This window comes from Streptomyces sp. NPDC023838 (assembly GCF_040639555.1).
Classification (GTDB): Bacteria; Actinomycetota; Actinomycetes; order Streptomycetales; family Streptomycetaceae; genus Streptomyces.
This window is the reverse complement of record NZ_JBFAAD010000007.1, coordinates 66840-88321: the sequence shown is the minus strand read 5'-3', so window position 1 is coordinate 88321 and position 21482 is coordinate 66840. Positions and strand designations below refer to the sequence as shown.

19 protein-coding genes and 2 pseudogenes are annotated in these 21482 nt (G+C 72.0%); 12 read left to right on the top strand and 9 right to left on the bottom strand.

The annotated features are described in order from the left end of the window. Positions 1 to 8 precede the first annotated feature (8 nt). A pseudogene (locus AB0G17_RS11305) lies at positions 9 to 998 on the top strand (ABC transporter substrate-binding protein); the annotation flags it as partial. Positions 999 to 1563: 565 nt separating this feature from the next. On the opposite strand, the gene AB0G17_RS11300 reads toward AB0G17_RS11305, so the two are convergent. Continuing rightward, a complete protein-coding gene (locus AB0G17_RS11300) occupies positions 1564 to 1785 on the bottom strand; it encodes a hypothetical protein (RefSeq protein WP_361379183.1) in 222 nt (73 codons plus the stop codon). Between the two features lie 958 nt (positions 1786 to 2743). Here AB0G17_RS11300 and AB0G17_RS11295 point away from each other — a divergent pair. Further along, positions 2744 to 5245: a SpoIIE family protein phosphatase gene (locus tag AB0G17_RS11295; RefSeq protein ID WP_361379180.1), complete on the top strand. Its 2502-nt coding sequence runs from the start codon at positions 2744 to 2746 to the stop codon at positions 5243 to 5245. A gap of 60 nt (positions 5246 to 5305) precedes the next feature. Further along, complete coding sequence (locus tag AB0G17_RS11290) at positions 5306 to 6364, top strand: SDR family NAD(P)-dependent oxidoreductase (RefSeq protein ID WP_361379177.1); 1059 nt, start codon at positions 5306 to 5308, stop codon at positions 6362 to 6364. Positions 6365 to 6435: 71 nt separating this feature from the next. Here the strand turns inward: AB0G17_RS11290 and AB0G17_RS11285 are convergent, their stop codons facing one another. Continuing rightward, positions 6436 to 7620 carry an alcohol dehydrogenase catalytic domain-containing protein gene (locus AB0G17_RS11285; protein WP_361379174.1) on the bottom strand — a complete coding sequence of 395 codons (1185 nt, stop codon included), beginning with the start codon at positions 7618 to 7620 and terminating at the stop codon, positions 6436 to 6438. Positions 7621 to 7853: 233 nt separating this feature from the next. On the opposite strand from AB0G17_RS11285, the gene AB0G17_RS11280 reads away from it, so the two are divergent. Continuing rightward, positions 7854 to 8285, top strand: coding sequence for a DUF2795 domain-containing protein (locus AB0G17_RS11280; RefSeq protein WP_361379171.1), 432 nt, complete (start codon positions 7854 to 7856; stop codon positions 8283 to 8285). Positions 8286 to 8543: 258 nt separating this feature from the next. Then, positions 8544 to 8888: a hypothetical protein gene (locus AB0G17_RS11275; RefSeq protein ID WP_361379168.1), complete on the top strand. Its 345-nt coding sequence runs from the start codon at positions 8544 to 8546 to the stop codon at positions 8886 to 8888. A 72-nt stretch (positions 8889 to 8960) separates the two neighbouring features. On the opposite strand, the pseudogene AB0G17_RS11270 reads toward AB0G17_RS11275, so the two are convergent. After that, a pseudogene (locus AB0G17_RS11270) lies at positions 8961 to 9089 on the bottom strand (MBL fold metallo-hydrolase); the annotation flags it as partial. Between the two features lie 246 nt (positions 9090 to 9335). Between AB0G17_RS11270 and AB0G17_RS11265 the strand changes: the two are divergent. The 3 genes from AB0G17_RS11265 (at position 9336) to AB0G17_RS11255 (ending at position 11151) form a co-directional block, all read left to right on the top strand. Beyond that, positions 9336 to 9686, top strand: coding sequence for a hypothetical protein (locus tag AB0G17_RS11265; RefSeq protein WP_361379165.1), 351 nt, complete (start codon positions 9336 to 9338; stop codon positions 9684 to 9686). 134 nt (positions 9687 to 9820) lie between these two features. Further along, complete coding sequence (locus AB0G17_RS11260; protein ID WP_361379162.1) at positions 9821 to 10474, top strand: phosphoribosyltransferase family protein; 654 nt, start codon at positions 9821 to 9823, stop codon at positions 10472 to 10474. 41 nt (positions 10475 to 10515) lie between these two features. Further along, positions 10516 to 11151 (top strand): DNA polymerase ligase N-terminal domain-containing protein, encoded by a 636-nt coding sequence (locus AB0G17_RS11255; RefSeq protein ID WP_361379159.1) that lies wholly within the window; start codon positions 10516 to 10518, stop codon positions 11149 to 11151. Here AB0G17_RS11255 and AB0G17_RS11250 read toward each other — a convergent pair whose 3' ends face one another. After that, positions 11152 to 12060, bottom strand: a complete 909-nt coding sequence (locus AB0G17_RS11250; protein WP_361379156.1) for a DUF72 domain-containing protein — start codon at positions 12058 to 12060, stop codon at positions 11152 to 11154. 245 nt (positions 12061 to 12305) lie between these two features. Between AB0G17_RS11250 and AB0G17_RS11245 the strand changes: the two genes are divergently transcribed. Beyond that, positions 12306 to 12566: a hypothetical protein gene (locus AB0G17_RS11245; protein WP_361379153.1), complete on the top strand. Its 261-nt coding sequence runs from the start codon at positions 12306 to 12308 to the stop codon at positions 12564 to 12566. A gap of 117 nt (positions 12567 to 12683) precedes the next feature. On the opposite strand, the gene AB0G17_RS11240 is transcribed toward AB0G17_RS11245, so the two are convergent. Beyond that, positions 12684 to 13664: a Rieske (2Fe-2S) protein gene (locus AB0G17_RS11240; protein ID WP_361379150.1), complete on the bottom strand. Its 981-nt coding sequence runs from the start codon at positions 13662 to 13664 to the stop codon at positions 12684 to 12686. Between the two features lie 93 nt (positions 13665 to 13757). Beyond that, positions 13758 to 14213, bottom strand: a complete 456-nt coding sequence (locus AB0G17_RS11235) for an Lrp/AsnC family transcriptional regulator (protein ID WP_361379147.1) — start codon at positions 14211 to 14213, stop codon at positions 13758 to 13760. 107 nt (positions 14214 to 14320) lie between these two features. Between AB0G17_RS11235 and AB0G17_RS11230 the strand changes: the two genes are divergently transcribed. Further along, on the top strand, positions 14321 to 15280 hold the full coding sequence (locus tag AB0G17_RS11230; protein WP_361379144.1) for an SMP-30/gluconolactonase/LRE family protein: 960 nt from the start codon (positions 14321 to 14323) through the stop codon (positions 15278 to 15280). 141 nt (positions 15281 to 15421) lie between these two features. On the opposite strand, the gene AB0G17_RS11225 is transcribed toward AB0G17_RS11230, so the two are convergent. Together AB0G17_RS11225 and AB0G17_RS11220 are read right to left on the bottom strand one after the other, a co-directional pair. Next, positions 15422 to 16006, bottom strand: coding sequence for a TerD family protein (locus AB0G17_RS11225; RefSeq protein ID WP_361379141.1), 585 nt, complete (start codon positions 16004 to 16006; stop codon positions 15422 to 15424). A 135-nt stretch (positions 16007 to 16141) separates the two neighbouring features. Continuing rightward, on the bottom strand, positions 16142 to 16549 hold the full coding sequence (locus AB0G17_RS11220; protein WP_361379138.1) for a DUF1992 domain-containing protein: 408 nt from the start codon (positions 16547 to 16549) through the stop codon (positions 16142 to 16144). 223 nt (positions 16550 to 16772) lie between these two features. On the opposite strand from AB0G17_RS11220, the gene AB0G17_RS11215 reads away from it, so the two are divergent. Together AB0G17_RS11215 and AB0G17_RS11210 are read left to right on the top strand one after the other, a co-directional pair. Further along, complete coding sequence (locus tag AB0G17_RS11215) at positions 16773 to 17933, top strand: winged helix DNA-binding domain-containing protein (protein ID WP_361379135.1); 1161 nt, start codon at positions 16773 to 16775, stop codon at positions 17931 to 17933. A gap of 217 nt (positions 17934 to 18150) precedes the next feature. Further along, positions 18151 to 18510 (top strand): peptidase inhibitor family I36 protein, encoded by a 360-nt coding sequence (locus AB0G17_RS11210; protein WP_361379132.1) that lies wholly within the window; start codon positions 18151 to 18153, stop codon positions 18508 to 18510. Here AB0G17_RS11210 and AB0G17_RS11205 read toward each other — a convergent pair. Next, a complete protein-coding gene (locus tag AB0G17_RS11205; RefSeq protein WP_361379129.1) occupies positions 18459 to 21365 on the bottom strand; it encodes an AAA family ATPase in 2907 nt (968 codons plus the stop codon). The genes AB0G17_RS11210 and AB0G17_RS11205 overlap by 52 nt on opposite strands. Between the last annotated feature and the right edge of the window lie 117 nt (positions 21366 to 21482).

The following is a 21482-nucleotide window of genomic DNA, read 5'->3' as shown; positions in this document are numbered from 1 at the left end:
GGATCCCCATGCGCAAGCTGCTCGCCACCGCCCTCTGCCTGGCCGTGGCCGCCACCGGTTGTGGTGCCACGGTCGAGTCGTCCGGGTCCGGGGACGCCAAGTCATCGCCGGTCACCCTCACCAACTGCGGCCGCCAGGTGACGTACGACAAGGTCCCCGAACGCGTCGTCACCAATGACGTCGGTATCACCGAGCTGATGTTCGCCCTCGGCCTGGAGGACCGCATGGCTGGTTTCGCCATGCCCGACGACAAGGGGGACATCGGCGGTCTGCCCTGGAAGGGCGGCTACGACAAGGTGACATGGCTGTCCAAGGACCAGCTCACCAAGGAGAACGTCCTCGACGCCCGCGCCGATCTGGTCTTCGCCGGCTGGAACTACGGATTCCGTGAGGACGGAGGCTTCACCCCCGACGCGCTCAAGAAGCTCGGCGTCGCCTCGTACGTCCTCACCGAGTCCTGCCACAACGGCCGCACGTCGTCCTCGCGCGGCATCATGCCGCCACTGGACGCCCTCTACGCCGACCTCACCAACCTCGGCAGGTTGTTCGGCGTCGAGAAGCGGGCCGCCGCGCTGATCCAGGACTTCAAGAAGCAGATCGCCGACGTGCGGGCGAAGGCGCCCAACGGAGCCGACCGTCCGTCGGTCTTCCTCTACGACAGCGGCCGGGACACGCCCTTCACCTCCGGCCGCTATGCCGCACCGGAGCAGATCATCACCGAGGCCGGAGGCGTCAACGTCATGCACGACGTGGCGGACTCCTGGACCACCGTCGGCTGGGAGAGCGTCGTCGAGCGCGACCCGGACACCATCGTCATCTGCGACTACGGAGATGTGAGCGCCGAGGAGAAGAAGAAGTTCCTCCTGTCCTATGCCCCGCTGCGCAACGTCTCCGCCGTCAAGCACCGGCGCATCTTCGTCCTCGACTACGCCGACCTGGTCGAGAGCCCGCGCAACCCGTCGGCGATCGCCAGGCTGGGAGCGTATCTGCGGACGCTGCCAGGCGATCGATTGGTGAGCCCGTCAGTCGTGCGCGTCAGTCCTGCTCGTCAGTCGTGCGGGTCACTCCTGCTCGTCCTACTCGGCCGCGGCGATCCAGTGCTCCAACTGCTCCACGGTGGTGGAGGGATCCGCGACGAGTACGGCGAGCTCGTCGTCGGGAGAGTTGAGCGTGGCGACGGCGGGGCACCGGTGGCAGGCGTCCACCCCCGCCTGGTTCCACCACTTGCAGCGCGGACGGAGATGGCACCGTGGCACGGCTGCCGCCACGCCGGACGACGGCAGGGTCTGGATGCGCTGGATCAGACCGCAGTCGTCGCCGACCCGGTTGGCACAGCCGGACACGCAGTGCGAGGCGAACCGGAGTATCCGGTGGGGCGCGATGCCCTCGGGGATGGCGGGCAGGACCTGCGATGCCGGCACCGGCTCGTCCAGATAGACGACCTGGTCGTTCTCCCCCGATCTGACGCCCAGAACAACGGATTCCGGACGGCCGCTTTCCCCACTGGGACACCAAGCGACGCGCTCTTCCCCCGGCTGGTCCACGGTGCGTACCTCCGCCCTGTCAGGAGTACGAGGCTTCGGTGCCTGCGGGGCTGTTGATCACACCCAGGATGGGCCCGCCCGTGGTCGTGCCGCTCTCCTGCTCGGCGGCGACCGCCTTGTCGATGTGCGCGGCGAGGTGCTGTGCGTCGATGCGTCCGGCCGCGTGGGCGGTGCCGCCCGCCGCGAGGAGCCCGGTGACAAGCGCCGCCGTGGCGGCCGCCGCCCGAAGGTTCTGGTTCATGGTGTCCCTTCTTGACGTTGTCGTCCCAACTGACAAAGGCGACCGTATGTATCAACTCCCTTTCGTGGAAGTCGTTTTGGGGCGTAGTTTTTTTCGTCGGAACGCGCATGCCGGGTCTGCGGCGAGCTGCGGCGGACCTGCGGCCGACGCCCCGTCCTGGTCTACGCACGCCCTCGCGGCCCTCGCGCCACGGGACAGCCGCGACCACAGCCCGTGACCAGGAGGACCCCGGCACGGACGTGCTTCGGTGCGCGGGGAGGGAGAAGATTGAAGGAGGGCGACGCTGCGGGCGAGGCGCACCCGCTGCCGGTCACCTCGCGATCCACCAGCCGTGAAAACGGACATACATACAGACATACGTGCATATATATGTGCAGGCGCACACGCAGACGTGCATACGGACGTGCATCATGACGAATCCGAAAGCCGGTCCACCCACCCATCCGTTCCCCCCGGACCCGGGCAACCCGCATCCGGCGCCGCCCACGCACCCCTGGCCGGGAGATCCCCGGGCTCCGCGGCCCGCACCGAAACCGGCGCCGGACGATGAACCGGCACCCGAACCACCGCGGCCGCCGCCCATTGAGGACAGCCTGGTGCCCGCTCCCGACGCGGCAGCCGCGATGGGCACTCCGCCCAACGACCCGGTGCCGCCCAGTCCCACTCCGGCACCCGGCCCGGGCCCGGGGCCGTCCCCCGGGCCGGTCCCCGGTCCCGTACCGGCCCCCGGCGGCCCGGATCCGGTGCCTCCGGCGCCACCGCAACCCGAGCCCGATCCCCAGCCGCCGCCGGCACCGCGCCCCGAGCCGCACCCTCAGCCGGGGCCGGTACCCGGGCCCGTACCGGCACCGGAACCCGTGACCTGAGGGATTGGACAAAAAACGTTTCTCTGCGGGCTGAGGATCAAGAGCTGGAGAAACCGGCGCCGGGACCGGGGCCCGGATGACATGCTCGGGGTATGAACAGCGACTCGGTGCTGCCCGGCGAGGCTGCCGCACCCGACGTGGAGGCTCTGGCGCGCGTGGTGGCCAGGCTGCGTTCGGAGATCGCCGAGATGGCGGAAGCGGCCGCGACGACGGCCGTTCTGGAGCGGGCCAAGGGCGTACTCATGGGGCAGGCGGGGCTGTCGGCCGACGCGGCGTACGAGGAGCTCCTGCGGCGCGCCGACGAGCGCGGGCGGACCCTGATCGAGGAGTGCTGGATCACGTTGGGCGGGACCGGCGCGGAGCCCGGGCCGCCGGCCGCCGGCACCACACCGGGCGGGACCGGCCCGGGGCCCGGCACCTCGGCCGCCGAGGAGCCGTGCGAGCAGAGCGGGGAGAGCGGGGAGAGCGGGGAGAGCGAGGGAGCGTACGCGTCGGCCCCGGGCCCCCGCCGCTCGCCCGCCGCGGCGAGTGGGGACCTACCACGACCGCCTCTGGCCCGGCTGGCGCACGGCCTCTCCGATGCGGGCCACCCCGACGACGTGGCGGAGCTTCTGCTCACCGTCCTGGCCGACGCCACGGGTGTGGACGGTGTGATGATCTATCGCGTCGCTGACGGGGGCAGCCTGGAGCTGGTCGGCAGCGCCGGTATCGACAAGGGACTGGCCGGACAGTGGCGCCACATCCCGCCGCTGGGCCGGGTCGCCCCCCTGGAGGCGATCGCGGGCCGGGAGGCGGTGTGGCTGGAGGACCCGGAGCGGGACGCGGCGTCGTACCAGCTCATCGGCGACCCGCCGGAGCGTTGGGCGTCGCGCGCCTGGATCCCCGTACCGGGGGACGGGGCCACGACCGTCGTCGTCGGCTGCCTGAGGACCGGCGAAGGGCCCTTCGCCCCACGAACACGTTCCCTGCTGCAAGAGGCCGTGCGCCTCTGCGCGGAGCCCCTGCACGGGGCGGAAGGCGCCCTGGCCGGTGCGGTGGACGAGGAAGTGGAGGCCGTCCAGACGATCCTCGACGCGCTCTCCTCGGCCGCGATCCTCCTGACGCCCCTCTACTCCGAGAGCGGGGAGATCGAGGACTACCGCATCGACGCGGCGGCCCCGGCGTCGGTGGACGTGGCGGGGCGCAGCGGCAAGGAACTCGTCGGCAGGCGCGTCCTGGAGACCTATCCGACCGTGGTGGGCACCGCCCTCTGGGAGGGCTACCAGGACGCGCTGATCACGGGAACGCTCTACGAGGGCGAGCCGTTCGTCTACCGCGAGGTGACCGCCGGAGTTCCCCAGGAGTCCCTCTACTCCGTACGGGCGTGCAGGCTGGGCCGACGGCTCGTCGTGTCCTGGGTGCGGCACGACAGCAGCGCCCGCGAGACGCGCAGGCTCGCCGACATGCAGCGGCTGGGGAACCTCGGGTGGGCGGAGTGGAACGTCGTCACGGGCACCATGACCTGGTCCGACCAGGTGTACGCCATCTTCGGCCGCGACCCCTCGCAGGGCCCGACGGCGCTGGAGGACCTGCCCCACGGCCTCGTGTCCGAGGACGTGCCGACGATGACGGCGGCGGTGCGGCGGCTCCTCGACGGAGCGGGGGCGGTGGACCAGCCCTTCCGCCTCACCACCGCGGACGGGGTACGACACCTGCGGTTCGTCGCTGAGGCCCAGACGGACGCGGACGGCGCCGCTGTCGAGGTGTACGGGTTCTTCCAGGACCTCACCGTGCAGCGCGGCGCCGAACTCGCCCTGCGCGAGAGTGAACGCGCGGCGCTCGTGCAGCGTGGCATCCTCCAGGCCGAACGGGCGCTCGCCGCCCGCCTCCAGCACGCCCTGCTCCCCATCCCCGAGCAGTCGCTGCGGTTCGCCGGGGTCGATGTCGACGTGGCCTACGTGCCGTCCGAAAGCGGTGTCAGCGTCGGAGGGGACTGGTACAGCGCGATCGAGCTCCCGGACAAGAGCGCGCTCTTCGTCGTCGGGGACGTCGCGGGACACGGTCTGGACGCCGTCGCCACGATGGCCCAGCTCCGCTTCACGGCCAAGGGCATGGCCATCACCGGCTCCCCCCTCCCGGACGTGCTGGCCAGGCTCAACGCCCTTCTGCTCCACATGGCGTCCGGGGTAGGCGGAGCCACCGCGACGATGATCATGGCGCGCTACCAGCCGTGGGACCACCGCCTGACCTGGGTACGGGCCGGGCACCTTCCGCCGCTGCTCGTCCGGCGCGGCGAGGCCCGGTTCCTGCCGCTGCCCAGGGGCCCTCTCCTCGGCGCCGTCGCCGGGTCCACGTATGAGCAGAGCAGTCTCGACCTGGAGCCCGGCGACCACCTCCTGCTCTACACCGACGGGCTCGTCGAGGAACCCGGCGAGGACATCGACCAGGGGCTCGCCCGCCTCGCCGCCGGCGCGACGCGGTTGCTGGGTGAGGGGCCCGCCGACACCCTGGCCCACGTCCTGGCCGCGCGCCGTGAGGGCCGCCGGGACGACATCTGCGTCCTGGACGTCCACCTCGCCCCGCAGGCCCCGTCCCCGCCTGCCGAGCGGGGGTAGGGGGCGTACCGTCTGGGACGGGGTACCCGAAGGTGCGAGGAGCAACGGGAGGTGTGACCCATGGCGGGAAAAGCATCCAGGAACGCATCCCAGAACACGTCGAAAACCGCGTCCGAGAACGCGTCCAAGAACAGCCTCAGCGGGCATTCCGCACTGGTCACCGGCGGCTCGCGCGGACTCGGTCTGCTGATCGCGGCCCGGCTGGCCCACCGCGGCTGCCGGGTCACGATCCTCGCGCGCGACGCCGAGGAGCTTCAGCGCGCGGCGCAGTGGATCGAAGACCGCACCGGGGCCGCCGTGGGGACCGAGGTGTGTGACGTACGGGAGGCCGCGGCGGTCGCGGAGACGGTTGGCCGGGTGTCCGCCGAACAGCACGGCCTGGACGTGGTCGTCGCCAATGCGGGCGTCATCCAGGTGGCGCCCGTGACGGCGCTCGACGCCCCTGTCTTCCAGGACGCCATGTCGACCATCTTCGGCGGCGCCGTACACGTGTCCCTGGCCGCTCTGCCTCACCTGCGGGAGAGCCCCGACGGCGGCCGCCTGGCCGTCATCGGATCGGTGGGCGCACTGCTGTCCGTCCCGCATCTGCTGCCGTATTCCTGCGCCAAGGCGGCCGTGGGCGCGCTGGGAGAGGGGCTGCGGAGCGAGCTGGCCGGTACGGGCGTGTCCGTGACCACGGTGCATCCCGGTCTGATGCGGACCGGTTCGCACGGGCAGGCCGAATTCGGCGGACAGGCCTCCCGTGAGTTCGGGTGGTTCTCCGCCATCGCGGGCACTCCCGTCGTCTCGATGGACGCCGAGCGAGCGGCCGAGCGGATCGTCCGGGCGATGGAGCGCCGGCGCACCCGGTTGGTCCTGACTCCGGCAGCGCACGCCGCTTCCCTGGCCCACGGTGTGGCCCCCACCCTGGTGGTCCGCCTCTCGGGACTCGCCAACCGGCTCCTGCCCGACGCGCCGGACACGGGCGAGGAGGCCGGGATGCGGCAGGGACACAGCCTCCAAGGCGCCCCGCGCAAGGCCTGGGCCGAGCGGATCCGCAGGTGGGGGAGTGCCCTCAACGACCGGGCCGCCCGCCGCTACAACGAGGTGGTCCCAGGGCCGCCCACCAGCTCCTCCTAGGGCCTGTCGTCCCGGGCGCCGGTGGGCGGCCGCCGGGGGCCGGGAAACCCGATGGCGCCCCCGGAGCCGTGTCAGGGCTTCAACAGTGTCTTGACCATGCCGTCTTCCTTCGCCTGGAACATGGCGTACGCCTTCGGCCCCTCCTCCAGCGACATGGCGTGTGTCTTGAAGGTGTCGACGCCCAGCGGATCGTCGTCCGTCAGCAGGGGAAGGATGTCGTCGACCCACCGCCAGACGTTCGCCTGCCCCATGCGCAGCTGGATCTGTTTGTCGAACATCGTCAGCAGGGGCATCGGGCTCGCCGCCCCGCCGTAGACCCCGGACACGGACACGGTGCCGCCCCGGCGGACGAGTTCGATACCGGTGTGCAGCGCCGCGAGCCGGTCGATGCCCGCCCGCTCCATCAGCGGCTGGGCGACCGTGTCGGGCAGCAGCGTGGTGATCCACTGCGCTGCCTTGGCGAAGGGCGCGCCGTGTGCCTCCATGCCGACGGCGTCGATCACGGCGTCGGTGCCCCGTCCCTCGGTGAGGTCACGGACGGCCTCCAGCACCTCCTCGCCTCCTCGGCGCGCGTCCAGGCAGGTCACGCCGTGTGCGTGCGACCGCGACAGGCGCTCGGGCACGAGATCGACACCGATGACGGTGCTCGCCCCGCGGTGCTGGGCGATGCGGGTGGCCATGTCTCCGATGGGCCCGAGGCCCAGTACGGCGACCGTGCCGCCCTCGGGGACGTCCGCGTACGCCACTGCCTGCCACGCGGTGGGCAGGACGTCGGAGAGGTAGACGAACCGGTCGTCGGGCGGGCCGTCGGGGACCTTGATGGGCAGTTTGTTGCCGAACGGGACGCGCAGCAGCTCCGCCTGCCCTCCCGGTACCTGCCCGTACAACTTCGTGTAACCGAAGAGCGACGCCCCCGTGCCGCGCTCACGCACCTGCGTGGTCTCGCACTGGGAGTGCAGCCCCTGGTCGCACATGAAACAGTCGCGGCAGCAGACGTTGAAGGGGATGACGACCCGGTCTCCCGGGCTGAACTGCGTCACCTGCGGTCCGACTTCCTCGACGACACCCATCGCCTCGTGGCCCAGGATGTCGCCCGGGTCCAGATACGGGCCGAAGAGTTCGTACAGGTGCAGGTCGGACCCGCAGATACCGGTGGAGGTGACCCGTACGACGATGTCGTCGGGCTTCTCGATCCGGGGATCGGGAACGGTTTCGACCCGGACGTCCCGCCTGCCCTGCCAAGTAAGTGCGCGCATGACGTGCTGCTCCTGCCTTCGAGGTGGTGCGCGGCTGCTCGCGGCCCCGCCCCCGGGTGCCGCGGGCTTGGCACCGGAGGTCGGGTGCCCGTGGTGGGCGAGGAGTAACGGCCGGCCGGGGTTTGTCCGGTCCCGGCCGGTGCCTCTCCCGGGGCGGGTGTGTCGCCTGGGGCCCGCGGGGTACGCGAGGGTCGACCCGGCGCGGACGCGCAGGCGTCCGGGACCGAGTGACCATGCACGTACACGACCCGTGGGAGGACGAGATGGCCCAGCACGGGAGGGACAAGACCGGCGCGATCCGGGACGACGAGGCGAAGAAGCGCCTCCAGGGGGAACTGAGGGCGAACCGCTCGACGCGGGTGGAGGAACCGTACGAGCTCCAGCCCTCGGGGGAGGACCAGCCCGCCGTGGAGCGGTCGCCGAACGGCTCGCTCGGCGGGGCGACACCGCCCGGAATGAGCCCACAGTCGGTGGCTCTCAGGACCGAACTCGCCCGGCACCTGGAGCGGCGTATCTACCCGGCCGACCGGGAGTTGGTGCTGAAGACCCTGCGGCGTCACCGAGCACCCGACGCGCTGGTCGAAAGGGTGTCGCGGTTGCCGGAGGGTGGGCTGTACGGCGATGCGCGGGCGGTCGCCAGCGCGCTCGAACACATGGGTGCCTGAGGCACACCTGTCGGTGTTCCGACCTCGATCCCCGCATGGACGGGGCAGCGGCGCTGTGCAGCGAGACTGCACAGCGCCGCAGGTCATCGCGGTGTTTGCGCCGGGATACACCCCGGGAATCCTTCTCCGCCAAGATTGACTGGCCGATACGTCACCCGAACAGCGCGTCCGACTGGCGGTTGCGGAGGGCGGCCTGACAGAGTGCGCGTCAGACCAGCATGCCTCCAGTCAACGAGAGAAGAAGGAGGAGGGTAAGCCATGCAGGCAGCCCGCCTATTGGCTTCTATCGGCATCGCCACGGTATCCGTGGCCGGTCTCACCGTCGGCGCCGCGTCCCCTGCGGCCGCATCGCCGCACACCACCTGCCAGATGGGCAAAGGTGATTCCTTCACCACGGTCGGCATCAACTGCAACCGGCAACTTCCGTCCGACAAGGCCACCACGGTGACCCTGCTGGATGACGGCGGCCGCCAGACCTGGCGGTGCCTGAACGATCCGCCGGTCTACTTCTTCGTCAGCCCCGCGACCAACTTCGCCCGTCAGCTCGGGGTGGCAGAAGAGGGAAACACCTACGTCGGCACCTCCTGTGAACGGCTGCGCTAGACGCCGCTTCTCCGACTCATCGCGGTGACGTTCCCTACGTGGACAGCGCCCTGCCGAAGGGCAGCCCCCGGGTCAGGCGTCCACGGGCCGCCAAGCCGGGCCGTCGCCACCCCGCTGGACCTGCCCGAACACCACGTCGGCGAAGTGGACCCCGAAACCGATAGTGCCGGGCTCCGCCAGTTCGGCGACGAGGCGGCGCCGGGTGGTCGGCGTGTGTGAACACCGGCCGGTCACCGCCGGGGGCGTGTGGCCGGCCCAGCCGAGGTGGTCGGCGTGGAGGTGGGTGAAGGCCACCGCCATGGCCTGCTGCAGCAGGCCATCACCTCTCGGTGAGCCACCTGGCGCCTGACGTTTGCCGCGCCCGAGCGATGTCTGAGGGGTGGCAGATCGGGTAGTCGCCAGAGTGAGACGAGATCTCCGTGGTGGGCATCTGGCAGGTGAGTCGTCATGGACGGGATGGGTCTCTCGCCGCAGGAGCGGTTGCTCCTGACTGAGATCGAACAAGAGCTGTCTCAGGACGGTGTGCTGGAACGCAGGCTGCGCACGATGCGGCGCGGCTTCGGCCCGCGGCTGAATCTCCGGGCCTGGACGGGCGGCCATCGGCCGGCCCTGGTGGCATGGCTGCTCTGCGCCGCCTCGATGGGTCTGTTCGTGCCGGCCGTCGCGTCCTCGTCCACCGGTCTGATCTGGGCTTTCGCGGCGGTATGGGTCCTCACGCTGATCTGCGTCATCCGTCTTGTCTGCCGCTGGTGCAGCCGTATGGCGTCGACGCACAGCGACCGACAGGAAGACGCGTGACGCCTGGAAGGTGGGCGCCACCCACGAGAGGTGAGCGTCTGGGTGCGTCGGGTGACCCCTGGATCGGAGGAAGAGGTTCCTCAAGGTTCCTCCGCGAGGTGACGCGCCGCAGGGAGAGGTGAGGAGCGATGGACATGCCGTTCCGGAACCGGCAGGACGCCGGGCGGCAGCTCGCCGCCCGAGTGACAGCGCTGCGGGAGACCCAGCGCTGGCCCGACCCCGTCGTGCTGGCCCTGCCCCGTGGCGGCATCCCCGTCGCGGCCGAGGTCGCCCGTGCCCTGGACGCGCCGCTGGACGTGCTCGTCGCACGCAAGATCGGCGCGCCGGGCCAACCGGAGGTGGGAATCGGCGCCATCGCGGGTGACGACCCGCCCCTGTTCGACCGGCGCGCCCTCCAGGTGCTCGGCATCACCGCCGAGGACCTCGCCCCCGACGTCGCACGGGAACGGACCGAGCTCCACCGCCGGGAAACCCTCTACCGGCGCGGCCGGGCCGCCCCCGCCGTGCGCGATCGCACGGTGATCCTGGTCGACGACGGACTGGCGACCGGAGTGACCGCGCGCTCCGCTCTGCGCCGGATCCGCGCCGAGCGCCCGGCCGCGGTGATCCTCGCCGTACCGGTGGGTTCCACGCAGGCCGTGGAGGAGTTGGCCGGCGACGCCGACCAGGTCGTCTGCCTCCGGCCCGACCGCTATCTGCACGCGATCGGCGCCTGGTACGACGACTTCCACCAGATCCCGGACCAGGAAGTGATCGACATCCTGGAACACCAGGCCGCGCCCCACTGACAGAACAGCGAAACCCCGGGCGGCGCGTGAGGAGGTTGCCCATGACAGCCAAGAAGCCGCTGGCGCGCTACCACCAACGGCGCGACTTCTCCAAGACCGCGGAGCCTGAAGGCCGCGACTCCCAGCCACCCGGCGAAGCGCCTTCGTTCGTCGTCCAGATCCATGACGCCCGCAGCATGCACTTCGACTTCCGGCTGGAAGCCGACGGGGTGCTCAAGTCCTTCGCCGTACCCAAAGGCCCGTCGAAGGACCCCCACGACAAGCGGTTCGCGACACCGACCGAGGACCACCCGCTGGACTACCGCGCCTTCGAAGGTGTCATCCCGCGGGGTGAGTACGGCGGCGGCACGGTGATCGTGTGGGACGAAGGCACCTACCGCAACCTCTCCTCCAGCCGCGACGGCGAGGAGATCCCCCTGACCCAGGCGCTGGAAGCGGGCCACGCCTCGTTCAGGCTGCACGGCCGCAAACTGCATGGTGACTACTCGCTCACCCGCTTCCGCACCGACGAGGACGGCGACCGCGAGGCGTGGCTGCTGGTCAAACACGCCGACGAACACGCTTCCGCCGGCGGGACGCCAAACCCCAGGCGGGCACGGTCGGCCCGTACCGGTCGTACGCTCGGGCAGGTGGAGGCGGAGGCCGCGGACGGGGAGGCCCGGTCGGACGTGCCCTGATCAGACCGCGGCAAGCAGTGCGGACATGGTCTCGGCCGCCCGTACGGCGGCGTCCGCGCAGCAGTTGTTGAACAGGACGTGTACGCGTGCGGTGTCGCGGGCGAGGGCGCGGATGCGCGGCACCCAGGGCTCCAGCTCGTCGGGCCCGTAACGGTGCCGGTAGCGGGCTTCCTTGGAGCCGGTGCCCCAGGACGGGCTGCGCCCGTGGAACCGTATGACGGACAGTTGGGACGAGGTGGCGTGGGCGGCGGGCGGCAGCCCCGGAGCGTCGACGGCCACCCAGGGGATGTCTCGTCGTGTCAAATGGGCCAGGGTGTTCGGCAGTTGGGTCTCACTGAACCAACCGGGGTTGCGGAACTCGACCGAGATCGGTACGCCCGCGTTCTCGCGGCACCGCTCGATCAGGTCGTACGCCCGGGGACCAGGCGCCAGCCAGGGCGGAAACTGGCACAGCACACTGGTCAGCCGCCCGGCGGCGTGCAGGGGCTCGACGCCCGAGCGGAACCGCCGCCACAACTCGTGGGTCGTGTCGTCGGGCAACTCGTCCGCCCGTATGAGGGTGTGGGGCGGGACGGGCGGCCGCAGCTCCGGCGGGAGCGCGCGGGCACGTACGGGGTGCCCGGTGAAGGGTGCGAACGCCTTCACGTCGAAGGTGAATCCCTCCGGAGTGCGCTCCACCCACAGGTGTGAGTTCCGTTCGCTCGGCAGCGCGTAGTACGTGGAATCGGTCTCCACCACGGAGAAGCGGGACGCGTAGTGGCGCAGCCGCCCCTCGGCGTCCCGGTGGCCGGGCGGATACCAGCCGGAGGAGACGAGTGCGGGGTCGGTCCAGGAGCAGGTTCCCACCAGGATCCCCGCCGGAGCGTCCGTCTGCCCGGCCGGCGGCTCGGTGGTGTGGGGAGATGACACCGGGTGAGGTCTCCTTCCAGCAGGTGGCCGGGGACGGTCGCTCGCAGTGCCCGATCTCCGACCTCGCTACGGGCGAGGCGGAACGGGCCGGGGGGAGCCGCCCGAATCGGGTGCCCCGTCCCTTCCGGCCGTAACGCGCCCGCTTCCGGCCGTCACGCGCCTCTGGCGGAGACCGCCATGCATCGCCCGCCCGCGCCCGGGTACCTGGCCACCGCACCGATCACCGACCGAAAGCGAGCAGCAACGTGAACGACCGCAGGCCCGAGGGCCCTGGAGACGGCGGAGAACCCACGCCCGAGCCGACACCGAGGGATCTGCCGGACCAGCAGGCAGGCGCCGCCGACGACCCGTGGGAGGCCGGAGGCGACGCCGCGCGGACCACGCCCGGCGAGCGGCCGGACCCGTCCGCCCCCGACACCGACGAGGCCGACGAGACCGACGCCGATCAGCACCGGGCGGGGGCCGGACGGCCGGGGCACCCGGTGCCCGACGAGTCGCCGGATTGAGCCGGATTGAGCCGGGTTGGGCCGGGGTGAGCCGGATCGGGCGTTCGCGCGAGCCGGGCCCCGGCTCAAGCCGCTTCGGCCGGCCCCCGGCTCAAGCCGCTTCGGCCGGCCCCCAGCTCAAGCCGTTTCGGGGGAGGGGCCGGCCGCGTCCGGCCCTTTCTCGCGCAGCCGTGCCTCGACGCGGCCGCTGATGACGCGGGTGTCGAAGGCGGGCTGGGGGGCGGTCGCGGGGCCACGCACGTTCCAGCCGTCCTTCAGACGGAAGGTGCTGCCGTGCCAGGGGCAGGTCACGCAGCCGTCGTCGATCGTGCCCTGGGACAGGGGCCCGCCCATATGGGTGCACGAGTCCGCCAGGACGTGCACTTTGCCGTCGCTCTCGCGCACGACCAGAACCGCCACGTCGTCGACGTGCCGCCGGACCGCTTGGCCGACGGGCAGGGCCGCGACGTCCCCGATCTCGTGCCACCCCGGCTCCACCAGATCCGGTACCGCCTCGGCGTGGTTGGCGCCGGACGCCTGCCGGAAGGCCAGGTGACCGCCGATCGCTCCGCCGAGGCCGATGGCCGTCAGACCGGCGAACCCGAGCGCCTTGCCCCGGAAGGCGCGGCCCCGTACGCGCGCGGTGAGCGACGCCGTGTACAGCCCGAGTCCGGCGATGTTGGCGGCGGCGTGCACCAGCCCGACGCGCCGCTGGCGGGACTGCAGCTCGGCCCAGTCGGCCCAGCCCGCGGCGGCGGCCGGAAGGGCGGCCGCGATCCCCACGCCGATCAGCGTGCCCGCGGCCCGCCGCTGCCCCGGCATCAGGTCGAGGACCGCCGCCGACAGCCAGGTGCCGATCGGCGCCTGGACCAGCACCGGATGCACGGGGTGGCCGAGCCAGCGCCCGTGCAGTACGTCCCGCGCACGTCCCAGCGGAACGGCCTGCACCGCGCTGCGCAGGCCGTCGGCCAGGCCGTCGAGCGCGGTGGCGCGCTCCAGCCGGTCCATCGCCCGCAGGACCCTGCCGGGGCCCTGCGTGGAAGGCAGCACGCGCCGCACCGCCTCCCGTACAGATCCGTTCGCGAGGACACCACCGTCGAGATGCGCCGTTTCAGTCATGGACAACAGGTAACCCTGTGCCGCCCGTGGAAACGACCTGAGAGCCGCCATCCGCTCGATGGGCCGTGCGGGTGGCGCGATGTCGTCCGCGGCTCACGCCTGGCCGGCGACGCCCTCCGGGGAGAGCGGCCGTTCGAAGAAGGTTTCGAGCACCACCGTGGCCTGGGTCCCGCTGACGCCGTCGATGGCGTAGATGCGGCGCAGGACGTCCTGGAGTTGCTCGGTGGTCGCCGTCCTGACCTTCACCAGCACCGAGGCGCTGCCGGCGATGACGTGCGCCTCCAGGACTTCGGGGAGCGCGGCGAAGTCCTCTGCCGAATCGCCCATCCACGAGGTGGAGTCGACCATGACGTAGGCCAGGACGACGCCGCCCACCGCGGCCGGGTCCACCTCGACGGTGGTGCGCCGGATGACGCCGCGCTCGCGCAGCTTGCGCACACGCTCATGGGCGGCACCGGCGGACAGGCCGACGGCCTGGCCCAGAGCGGCGTAGGACTGGGTGGCGTCCTGCTGGAGCTGTGCCAGCAAGGCGCGGTCGATGTGATCCACAACTCTCCATTCGGAATCCACTTGTGTTAACCATAGCTGATCCTGCAATCTGCACGATAGGCCGAATGAACTTCGGAATGTGACGTCTGTAGGAGAGGAAGTGCCGCATGACCAGCGAGCGCCCTGGGCTGTACGAGATGCTCGACGACCGGTTCCGCACCGGACGCTGCATGAACGGAGACGACGCGCTGGAGGTCCTGTACACCGGCTGCCGCTGGGCCGAGGGGCCGATCTACCTGCCCGCCTGGCGACAGGTGATCTGGAGCGACATCCCCAACGACCGGATGCTGCGGTGGGACGAGGAGACCGGTGCCGTCGGCGTCTTCCGCCGCTCCGCGGGCCACACCAACGGCAACACCCTCGACCGCGAAGGCCGGCTGATCACCTGTGAGCAGGGCAACCGCCGGGTGACCCGCACCGAACACGACGGCACCCTGACCGTGCTGGCGGACCGGTGGCAGGGCAAGCGGCTGAACAGCCCGAACGACGCGGCGGTCAAGTCCGACGGCTCGATCTGGTTCTCCGACCCGGACTTCGGCATCACCAGTGACTACGAGGGTTATCGCGCGGAGAGCGAGATCGGCGCCAACAACGTTTACCGCATCGACCCCGCCACCGGTGAAGTGCGGCTGGTCGCCGACTGCTTCGAGGCGCCGAACGGGCTGGTCTTCTCGCAGGACGAACGGCAGCTGTTCGTCTCCGACACCCGCGCGGGCCGCATCCGGGTCTTCGACGTACGCGACGACGGCACGCTCTCCGATGGCAAGGTCTTCGCCGAGGCGCAGGCCCGGAAGCAGGCTCGTTTCGACAACCTCCGCTTGGACGACGGCGGCAGGCTCTGGGCCGCCGCGATGGACGACGGGGTGCACTGCTACGACCCCGACGGCACCCTCATCGGGCGGCTCAACGTCCCCGAGACGGTCGCCAACATCTGCTGGGGCGGCGCCAAGCGCAACCGCCTCTTCATCGCCGCGCAGACCAGCCTCTACTCGGTGGTCATGGGCGTGACCGGCACCCACCCGGCGGGACCGGGACGCCGTCGCCGGCTGGACGCGGAGTCCCGGTGAACGCCCTTCGGCTGTCGCTGATGCGGTGCACCGGCGACAGCCAGAAGCGTGTGCGACATCCCGCGGCACCGGTCGTCGCCGGAACCGGCCGCCGCTGGGCCACGGGGTCGGGTGGACCGGCCACCGGGTCGGGGGGACGCGCTACTTGCTGATGGCGAAGCGCATCAGGGCGGGCTCGTCACCCTGCTTTATCTTCCCCGTCACGTTGATCACTTCGAGCTTCCAGCTGCCACCGACCCGTACGGCCTTGGCCACCGCACAGCCGTTGTCCTGCGTGAGCAGGCTCGGCCAGATGTCGGCGACCTGCTGGGAGCTGCCGCCGGTCGAGTCGTAGACCTTGAAGCTGATGTTGCGGGCCTTCTGGAAAGAACTGCCCTTCTTGAACGCGGCGGCGACGAACACGATCGACGTGATGTTGGCGGGGACGCGCGCGAACTCGACCGTGACGGTCTCGTCGTCGCCGTCCCCGTGCCCGGTCTGGTTGTCACCGCTGTGCACCAAGGAGCCGTTGCCCATGGGGTCGAGCGAGTCGAGACCCGCGAGGCGCACCGGGTCCGCGCCCTGCATCGCGATGGCGATCAGGTCGAGGTCGGTGCCCGTCTTGCGGCGGAGCAGGCCGACAACTCCGCCGCTGCTCCCGGCCGTGGGGTCCCAGGAAACCCCGATGGACAGGTGGGTGACTCCGTCCAGGTCGGCCGGACCGGCTTCCTTCGTAAGTGTGATCATGCGTGGCTCATCCTCTGGGTAAGGGACTACAACACCCAAAGTGTGCCCAACGCCCTGGTGGTTGCCTGTAGGCGGGTCCTGGACGGCGTCCTCGACACCCGGCACGCGCAGGGCCGTGTACCTGCGCCGTCGCCGTCACACTTCGCGGCGTGCCGCGCGCCACTTCCGTACGGCCTCGTCCACGTCGATCGGCTCCCGGCCCAGCAGGGGGCCCGGAGGTGGCTGCCTGAGCATGACGGCGATCTTCTCGTTGACCGGTTCCAAGAGAGCCCGTACGGCCCGCTCGTTCGGCGCCTGCGCGGCCGCCGCCAGCGCGTCCTCGATCTCCTTGCGCAGCGCCAGGGCCGGCGGCAGCATCGCCGTGATGCCCTCGCGGGCCATCTTCTGGCGGATCCACCACATCTCGTCGTAGGGCTGCTCGGTATCGGGCAGCGGCTTGCCGAAGCCCGGCAGTTCGGCGAACTCGCCGCGTTCCTGCGCCTCGCGGATCTGCCGGTCCACCCACGACTCGAAGCTGATCCCCGCCGGTTTGCGTTGTGTCACCAGGTCACTCTCCTACGTCATGCGGCGACGGCCCGGACCGCCGGCCGACGCGCTCCCGCCGGGAGCCGGAACAGAGGGCATACCCAAGCCTAGTCGGGGGTGGGCGCGAGGCGCCCTCGGTCCGTTCCAGGGCGCCCGCACCGCACCGCACCGCCCCATCCAGGCCGGCCGATGCGCGGGCCGGCCGCCGCCGCACTCCACGGGTGCCTGGGAGACTCACCGCATGGTGATCTCCGCCCGTGCCCTCAACCGTGCCACGCTCGCCCGGCAGTTGCTGCTCGGCCGTGAGCCGCTCGACGCCGAGGAGGCTCTGCGGCGCGTGGTCGCCCTCCAGGCGCAACAGCCCGCGTCGCCGTACATCGCGCTGTGGAACCGGCTGAGCGGCTTCGACCCGGCACAGCTCGACGCCGCGCTGGCCGACCGCCGCATCGTGAAGGCGACCCTCATGCGGCTCACCCTGCACGCGGTCCGCGCCGAGGACTACCGGAGCTTTCGCGAGGCCATGGAACCGACCCTGCGCTCCTCCCGGCTCGGCGACGCGCGCTTCCGCTCGTCCGGGCTCACCGCCGAGGACGCCGACGCACTGGTCGCGGCCCTCCTGAGGTACGCCAACCGGCCGCGCGGCAGCGCCGAGCTGGGGGAGTGGTTCGAGAAACGGCTCGGCCGGCCCCTGGAGGTCGGGGCCCAGCGGATGCTGCGGCAGTACGCGCCGCTGTGGCACGCGCCCACGGGCGGGCCCTGGGCGTACACCACCCGGCTCTCGTACGAGGCGGCGGGCGCGCCACGGCCCGCCCTGGGAAACGCCGAGGCGCCCGAGCGCGGTCTGCGCGCCCTGATCCTGCGCTACCTGGCCGGTTTCGGGCCGGCGTCGATCGCCGACATGGCGCAGTTCGCCATGGTCCACCGGCCCCGGGTCAGGGCGGCCGTGAAGACCCTCGCCGACGAAGCGGGCGGACTGGAGCAACTGGCGAGCCCCGACGGCACGGTGCTGTACGACATCCCCGGCGCGCTCAGGCCCGAGGAGGACACGCCCGCACCGCCCCGGCTGATGGCGATGTGGGACAGCGTCCTGCTCGCCTACGCCGACCGCAGCCGCGTGATCCCTTCCGAGTACCGCAAGCACGTGACGCGCGTGAACGGGGACGTGCTGCCCACCCTGTTGGTCGACGGCCGGGTCGCCGGCGTCTGGCGTGCCACTGACGGCGGCATCGAAGCCGGCGCCTTCCACCACCTGCCGGGACAGGTCTGGGAGGAGTTGGCGGGCGAGGCCCGGTCCCTCGTCGCCTTCCTCGCCGCGCGCGATCCCCGGGCCTACTCCCGCTACGACCACTGGTGGGCCAAGGGCATGCCCACCGCCGAGACCCGGCTGCTCCCGGGCGACTGACCCGGCGCGCGAACAGCGGCCGTGTGCGTTTCCTCGTTTCCCGTTGCAGGGGTCAACGGGAAACCGGTCGACGTGACCGTTGGGCGAGGACGAGGCTCGTCCCGTCGGGTCCGGCGCACGGCGCCGGACCCCGCGACGAGCCACATCCGCCGCCGGTCCGCCGGTCCGCCGGTTCACGGGCTCGCTCACCGCTCATCGGTTCATCGAGGAGACTTTCATGAAGCTGCGCTCTTGGTCCCTGGCCACCGCCCTTTCGCTGACGGCCGCGCTGATGCCGGTCTCGGACGCGCTGGCCGCCCCGGCCGCACCGGCGGCGCCGTCCTGTACGGGCGGCTCGATCTGCTTCTACACCGGATCCCGCTACGACGGCCGGAGCTGGGAGTGGGTCGCCAAGGACGGGTACCACGACATGCCCGCCGCCTTCCACGACAACGTCGGCTCGTTCGTGGCGAGCACCGACGGCTGCTTCATCAACTGGAGCCCGAAGGAGACCCGGGTGGTGCGCAACGGCGACAACCGGATCGACTACCGGAGCGACTTCGGCGGCCGGATCGACGGCGTCGGCAACAGCTGCTGAACCCGGTCCGTGTCCTGGGGCCGCTCCCGCTCCAGCGCGTCGCCCAGCTCCGTCCTGCGCCGGATCCGCAACTTCCGGTACGTACTGGTCAGATGGGTCTCCACGGTACGGCGCGCCAGATGCAGCAGATCGGCGATCTCGGTGTTGGTCAGGCCCTCGGCGGCCAGCTCGGCTATGCGGCGCTCGCTGCCGGTCAGCGCCCCGGGACCGGTGTGAGCGCCCACGGGGCTCCGGCCGCCGCTCTGGCGCAGGGCCTGCCCGGCCAGGGCGGCCATGCCCACGGCGCCCCTGCCCTCGGCCAGTTCGGCCGCCTCGCGCAGGCAGTCGCGGGCGTGGCCGCGTTCACCGGCGGCATGGAGCTGGCGGCCCTGTGCCAGCAGGGCCCGGATCAGCTCCATGCCGGCGTCGGCGGGCGCCCGCCGCAGCGTCTCCACGGCCTCCTCGGCCAGCTCGAGACCGCGCCGCCCTCCGGTGACGATGCCCAGCACGCGCAGGGCGCGGCCCACCGTGCGCGGGGTGTTCCACACCCGGGCCAGCCGCAGCTCCTCGGTCGCCAGGGTGAGCGCGTCCCGCCCGCCGCCCAGCGCCAGCCGGCACTGCGCCGCCGCGGTCCGCCACGGGGTGACGACGGGGCTGACCACGTCGCGGGCGGACTGGCGCCGCCCGCAGTCCAGGAAGTCGTGCAGCGCGCCCGCCGGGTCGCCCGCGGTGGCCCGCAGGGCACCTCGCGCGTAGAGGAATCGGTTCAGCTCGAAGTTCTCCGCCGAGTCACGCAGGTCGAACCCGGAGGCGAACCGCTGTGCCTCCTCGATGCGGCCGGTGTGGACGAGCGCCAGCAGAGCGGTGGCGTCCCGGTTGGACGGGCTGGAGCGGATATTCACGGGACTGCCCACCACCGTGTCGGCGCCGAAATGAGCCGCGAGAAGACCGGCGGCATCGCCACGGGCCGCGGCGATGTCGGCGCGCGTGTTGAGGAGCGCGTGCCGCATCGGATGCAGCAGCACGGCGCGCTGCGCGGCCAGCCCGTGTTCCACGAGCCGGTCCGCCTCGTCGAGTTCGTCGGCCCACTGCGCCACGGCGGCCGCCGTCCCCAGCAGGAAGGACTCGGCGAGCGGGTCGGCGGGCCGGGCCAGCAGGTCCCGTATCCGGGCCATCGCCTCGTGCGCCGAGATCAGCGCCGCCGTGGCGGCGTACCGTACGAGCAGGGCCTGTCCGGCGGTGCCCACCAGCTCCGGAGAGAGCTGCTCCGTCTCGCACAGCCACCGGTAGACCTGTTTCCTGGTCGCCGTATCCCCGTCGGACAGCAGGGCCGTCGCGGTCTGCAGCGTACGGGCCAGGTCCGGGTGGGCGGAGAGCTCTCCCTCCGTGCGGCGCAGGACCTCCAGGGCGGTACGGATCTCGCCGCGGTCCACCAGGGCGGTGCCCAGCGCGACAGCGGTACGCACCCGGTTGCGGGGCTCGGCCGCAAGGTGCTGCGCCTCGGCCAGGCGCGCGATCGCCGCCGGGGCGTCGGCCGACGCGTAGTGCAGGGAGCCCAGTTCGGTCAGCAGCCGCTGCCGAAGGCCGTCGGGGAGCGGCTCGTCCAGCGCGCGCCGCAGATAGCCGACGGCGTCGTCGGGCCGGGCGTCGTGCACGGCGACCGTCACCGCGTCCCGCAGGACGCGCAGCGCCCAGGGCAGACTGCCCGGAGGCACCCGCAGCAGGTGCCGGGCGATGGCCTCGGCCCGTTCGCCCCGGCGCAGCATCGCCTGCGCCGCCGCGCGGTGTGCCGCCTGCCGGTTCGCCTCCGGCCAGCCGGTGAGCACCGCGTCGCGCAGCAACGGATGCGCGTAGCACGGACGGCCGGTGGCGTCGGGGCGCAGCAGGCCGAGCCGGGTCATCGCGGCGAGCCAGCCGGCGATCCGGACAGGGTCGGCGCCGGTGGCCTCGGAGAGGAGGTGCACCGCGTCGCTCCCGGCCGCTTCCGCCGAACGTCCGGCCTGTTCCTGGCCGCTCGGGCCGTCCATTGCCCGCGGTGACCAGGCTTGCTCCAGTGCCGCCAGACAGCGCGCCACGTCGGCCGTGGCGGGACCGGCGCTCTCCAGCCACCAGGAGACGGCCGCTGGATAGGACCCGGGGTACAGAGCGGCGCACGTCTCGGGCAGGGGCGCAGGGCCTCCGATCGCGGGATCGTGGCGCGGGGCGCCGCCCAGGTCGTCGAGGAGGGCGTGCAGCAGCAGCGGACTGCCCGCGGCGGCGCGCACACAGCCCGCCGTCCACCGCGGTCCGGCCGCGGGAAAGACCTCCCGGACCAGGTCGGCCGCCGCGCCGTCGCCGAGCGGGGCGAGGGCGTGGGTGCGTACGAGCGAGGGGGACAGCGGCTGGGTGAGCCCGGCGGGTCCCGGCTCGATGTCGTACTGGCTGCGCTCGGTGGCCACTACCAGGACCGGTGACCGGTCGAGGTGCCGGGCCGCCTCGCGCAGCCAGCGGCGGGAGGAGTCGTCGGCCAGGTGGACGTCGTCCAGGGCCAGCAGCAGCGGGCCCTCGGCCGCGTGTGAGCGCAGCAGCCGCCACAGCCGGGCGTCGCCGGTGCGGTCGTCGGCGCCGGGCACGGTCTCCCTGAACTCCGCTGCCGGGTCCAGCAGATGGAGCGCCGTGGCGAAGGGCACCGCGGTGTCCTCGGACGAGCAGCGCACGCGCAGCACCCGCAGACCGCGTGCCGCCGCCTGTTCGGCGGCGGCCTCCAGGACGGCGGTGCGGCCCGTGCCCGAGGCGCCGCGCAGCACGACGAGGCCGCCGGTGCCCGCCCGCGCACGCTCGACCTCCGCCGCGATCAGCGCGTGGGCGCGGTCGCGTTCGCGGAGCGGTCCGCTCATCGGTGCCTCCTGAGGTGGATGGTCCTTCCATCGATAAGACGTGCGAACATCGGTGAAAGTGAGGGTGAGATGGCTCACGCGCGGGGGAGCGGTGTGCCGCAATATGCGCGGTGAGCC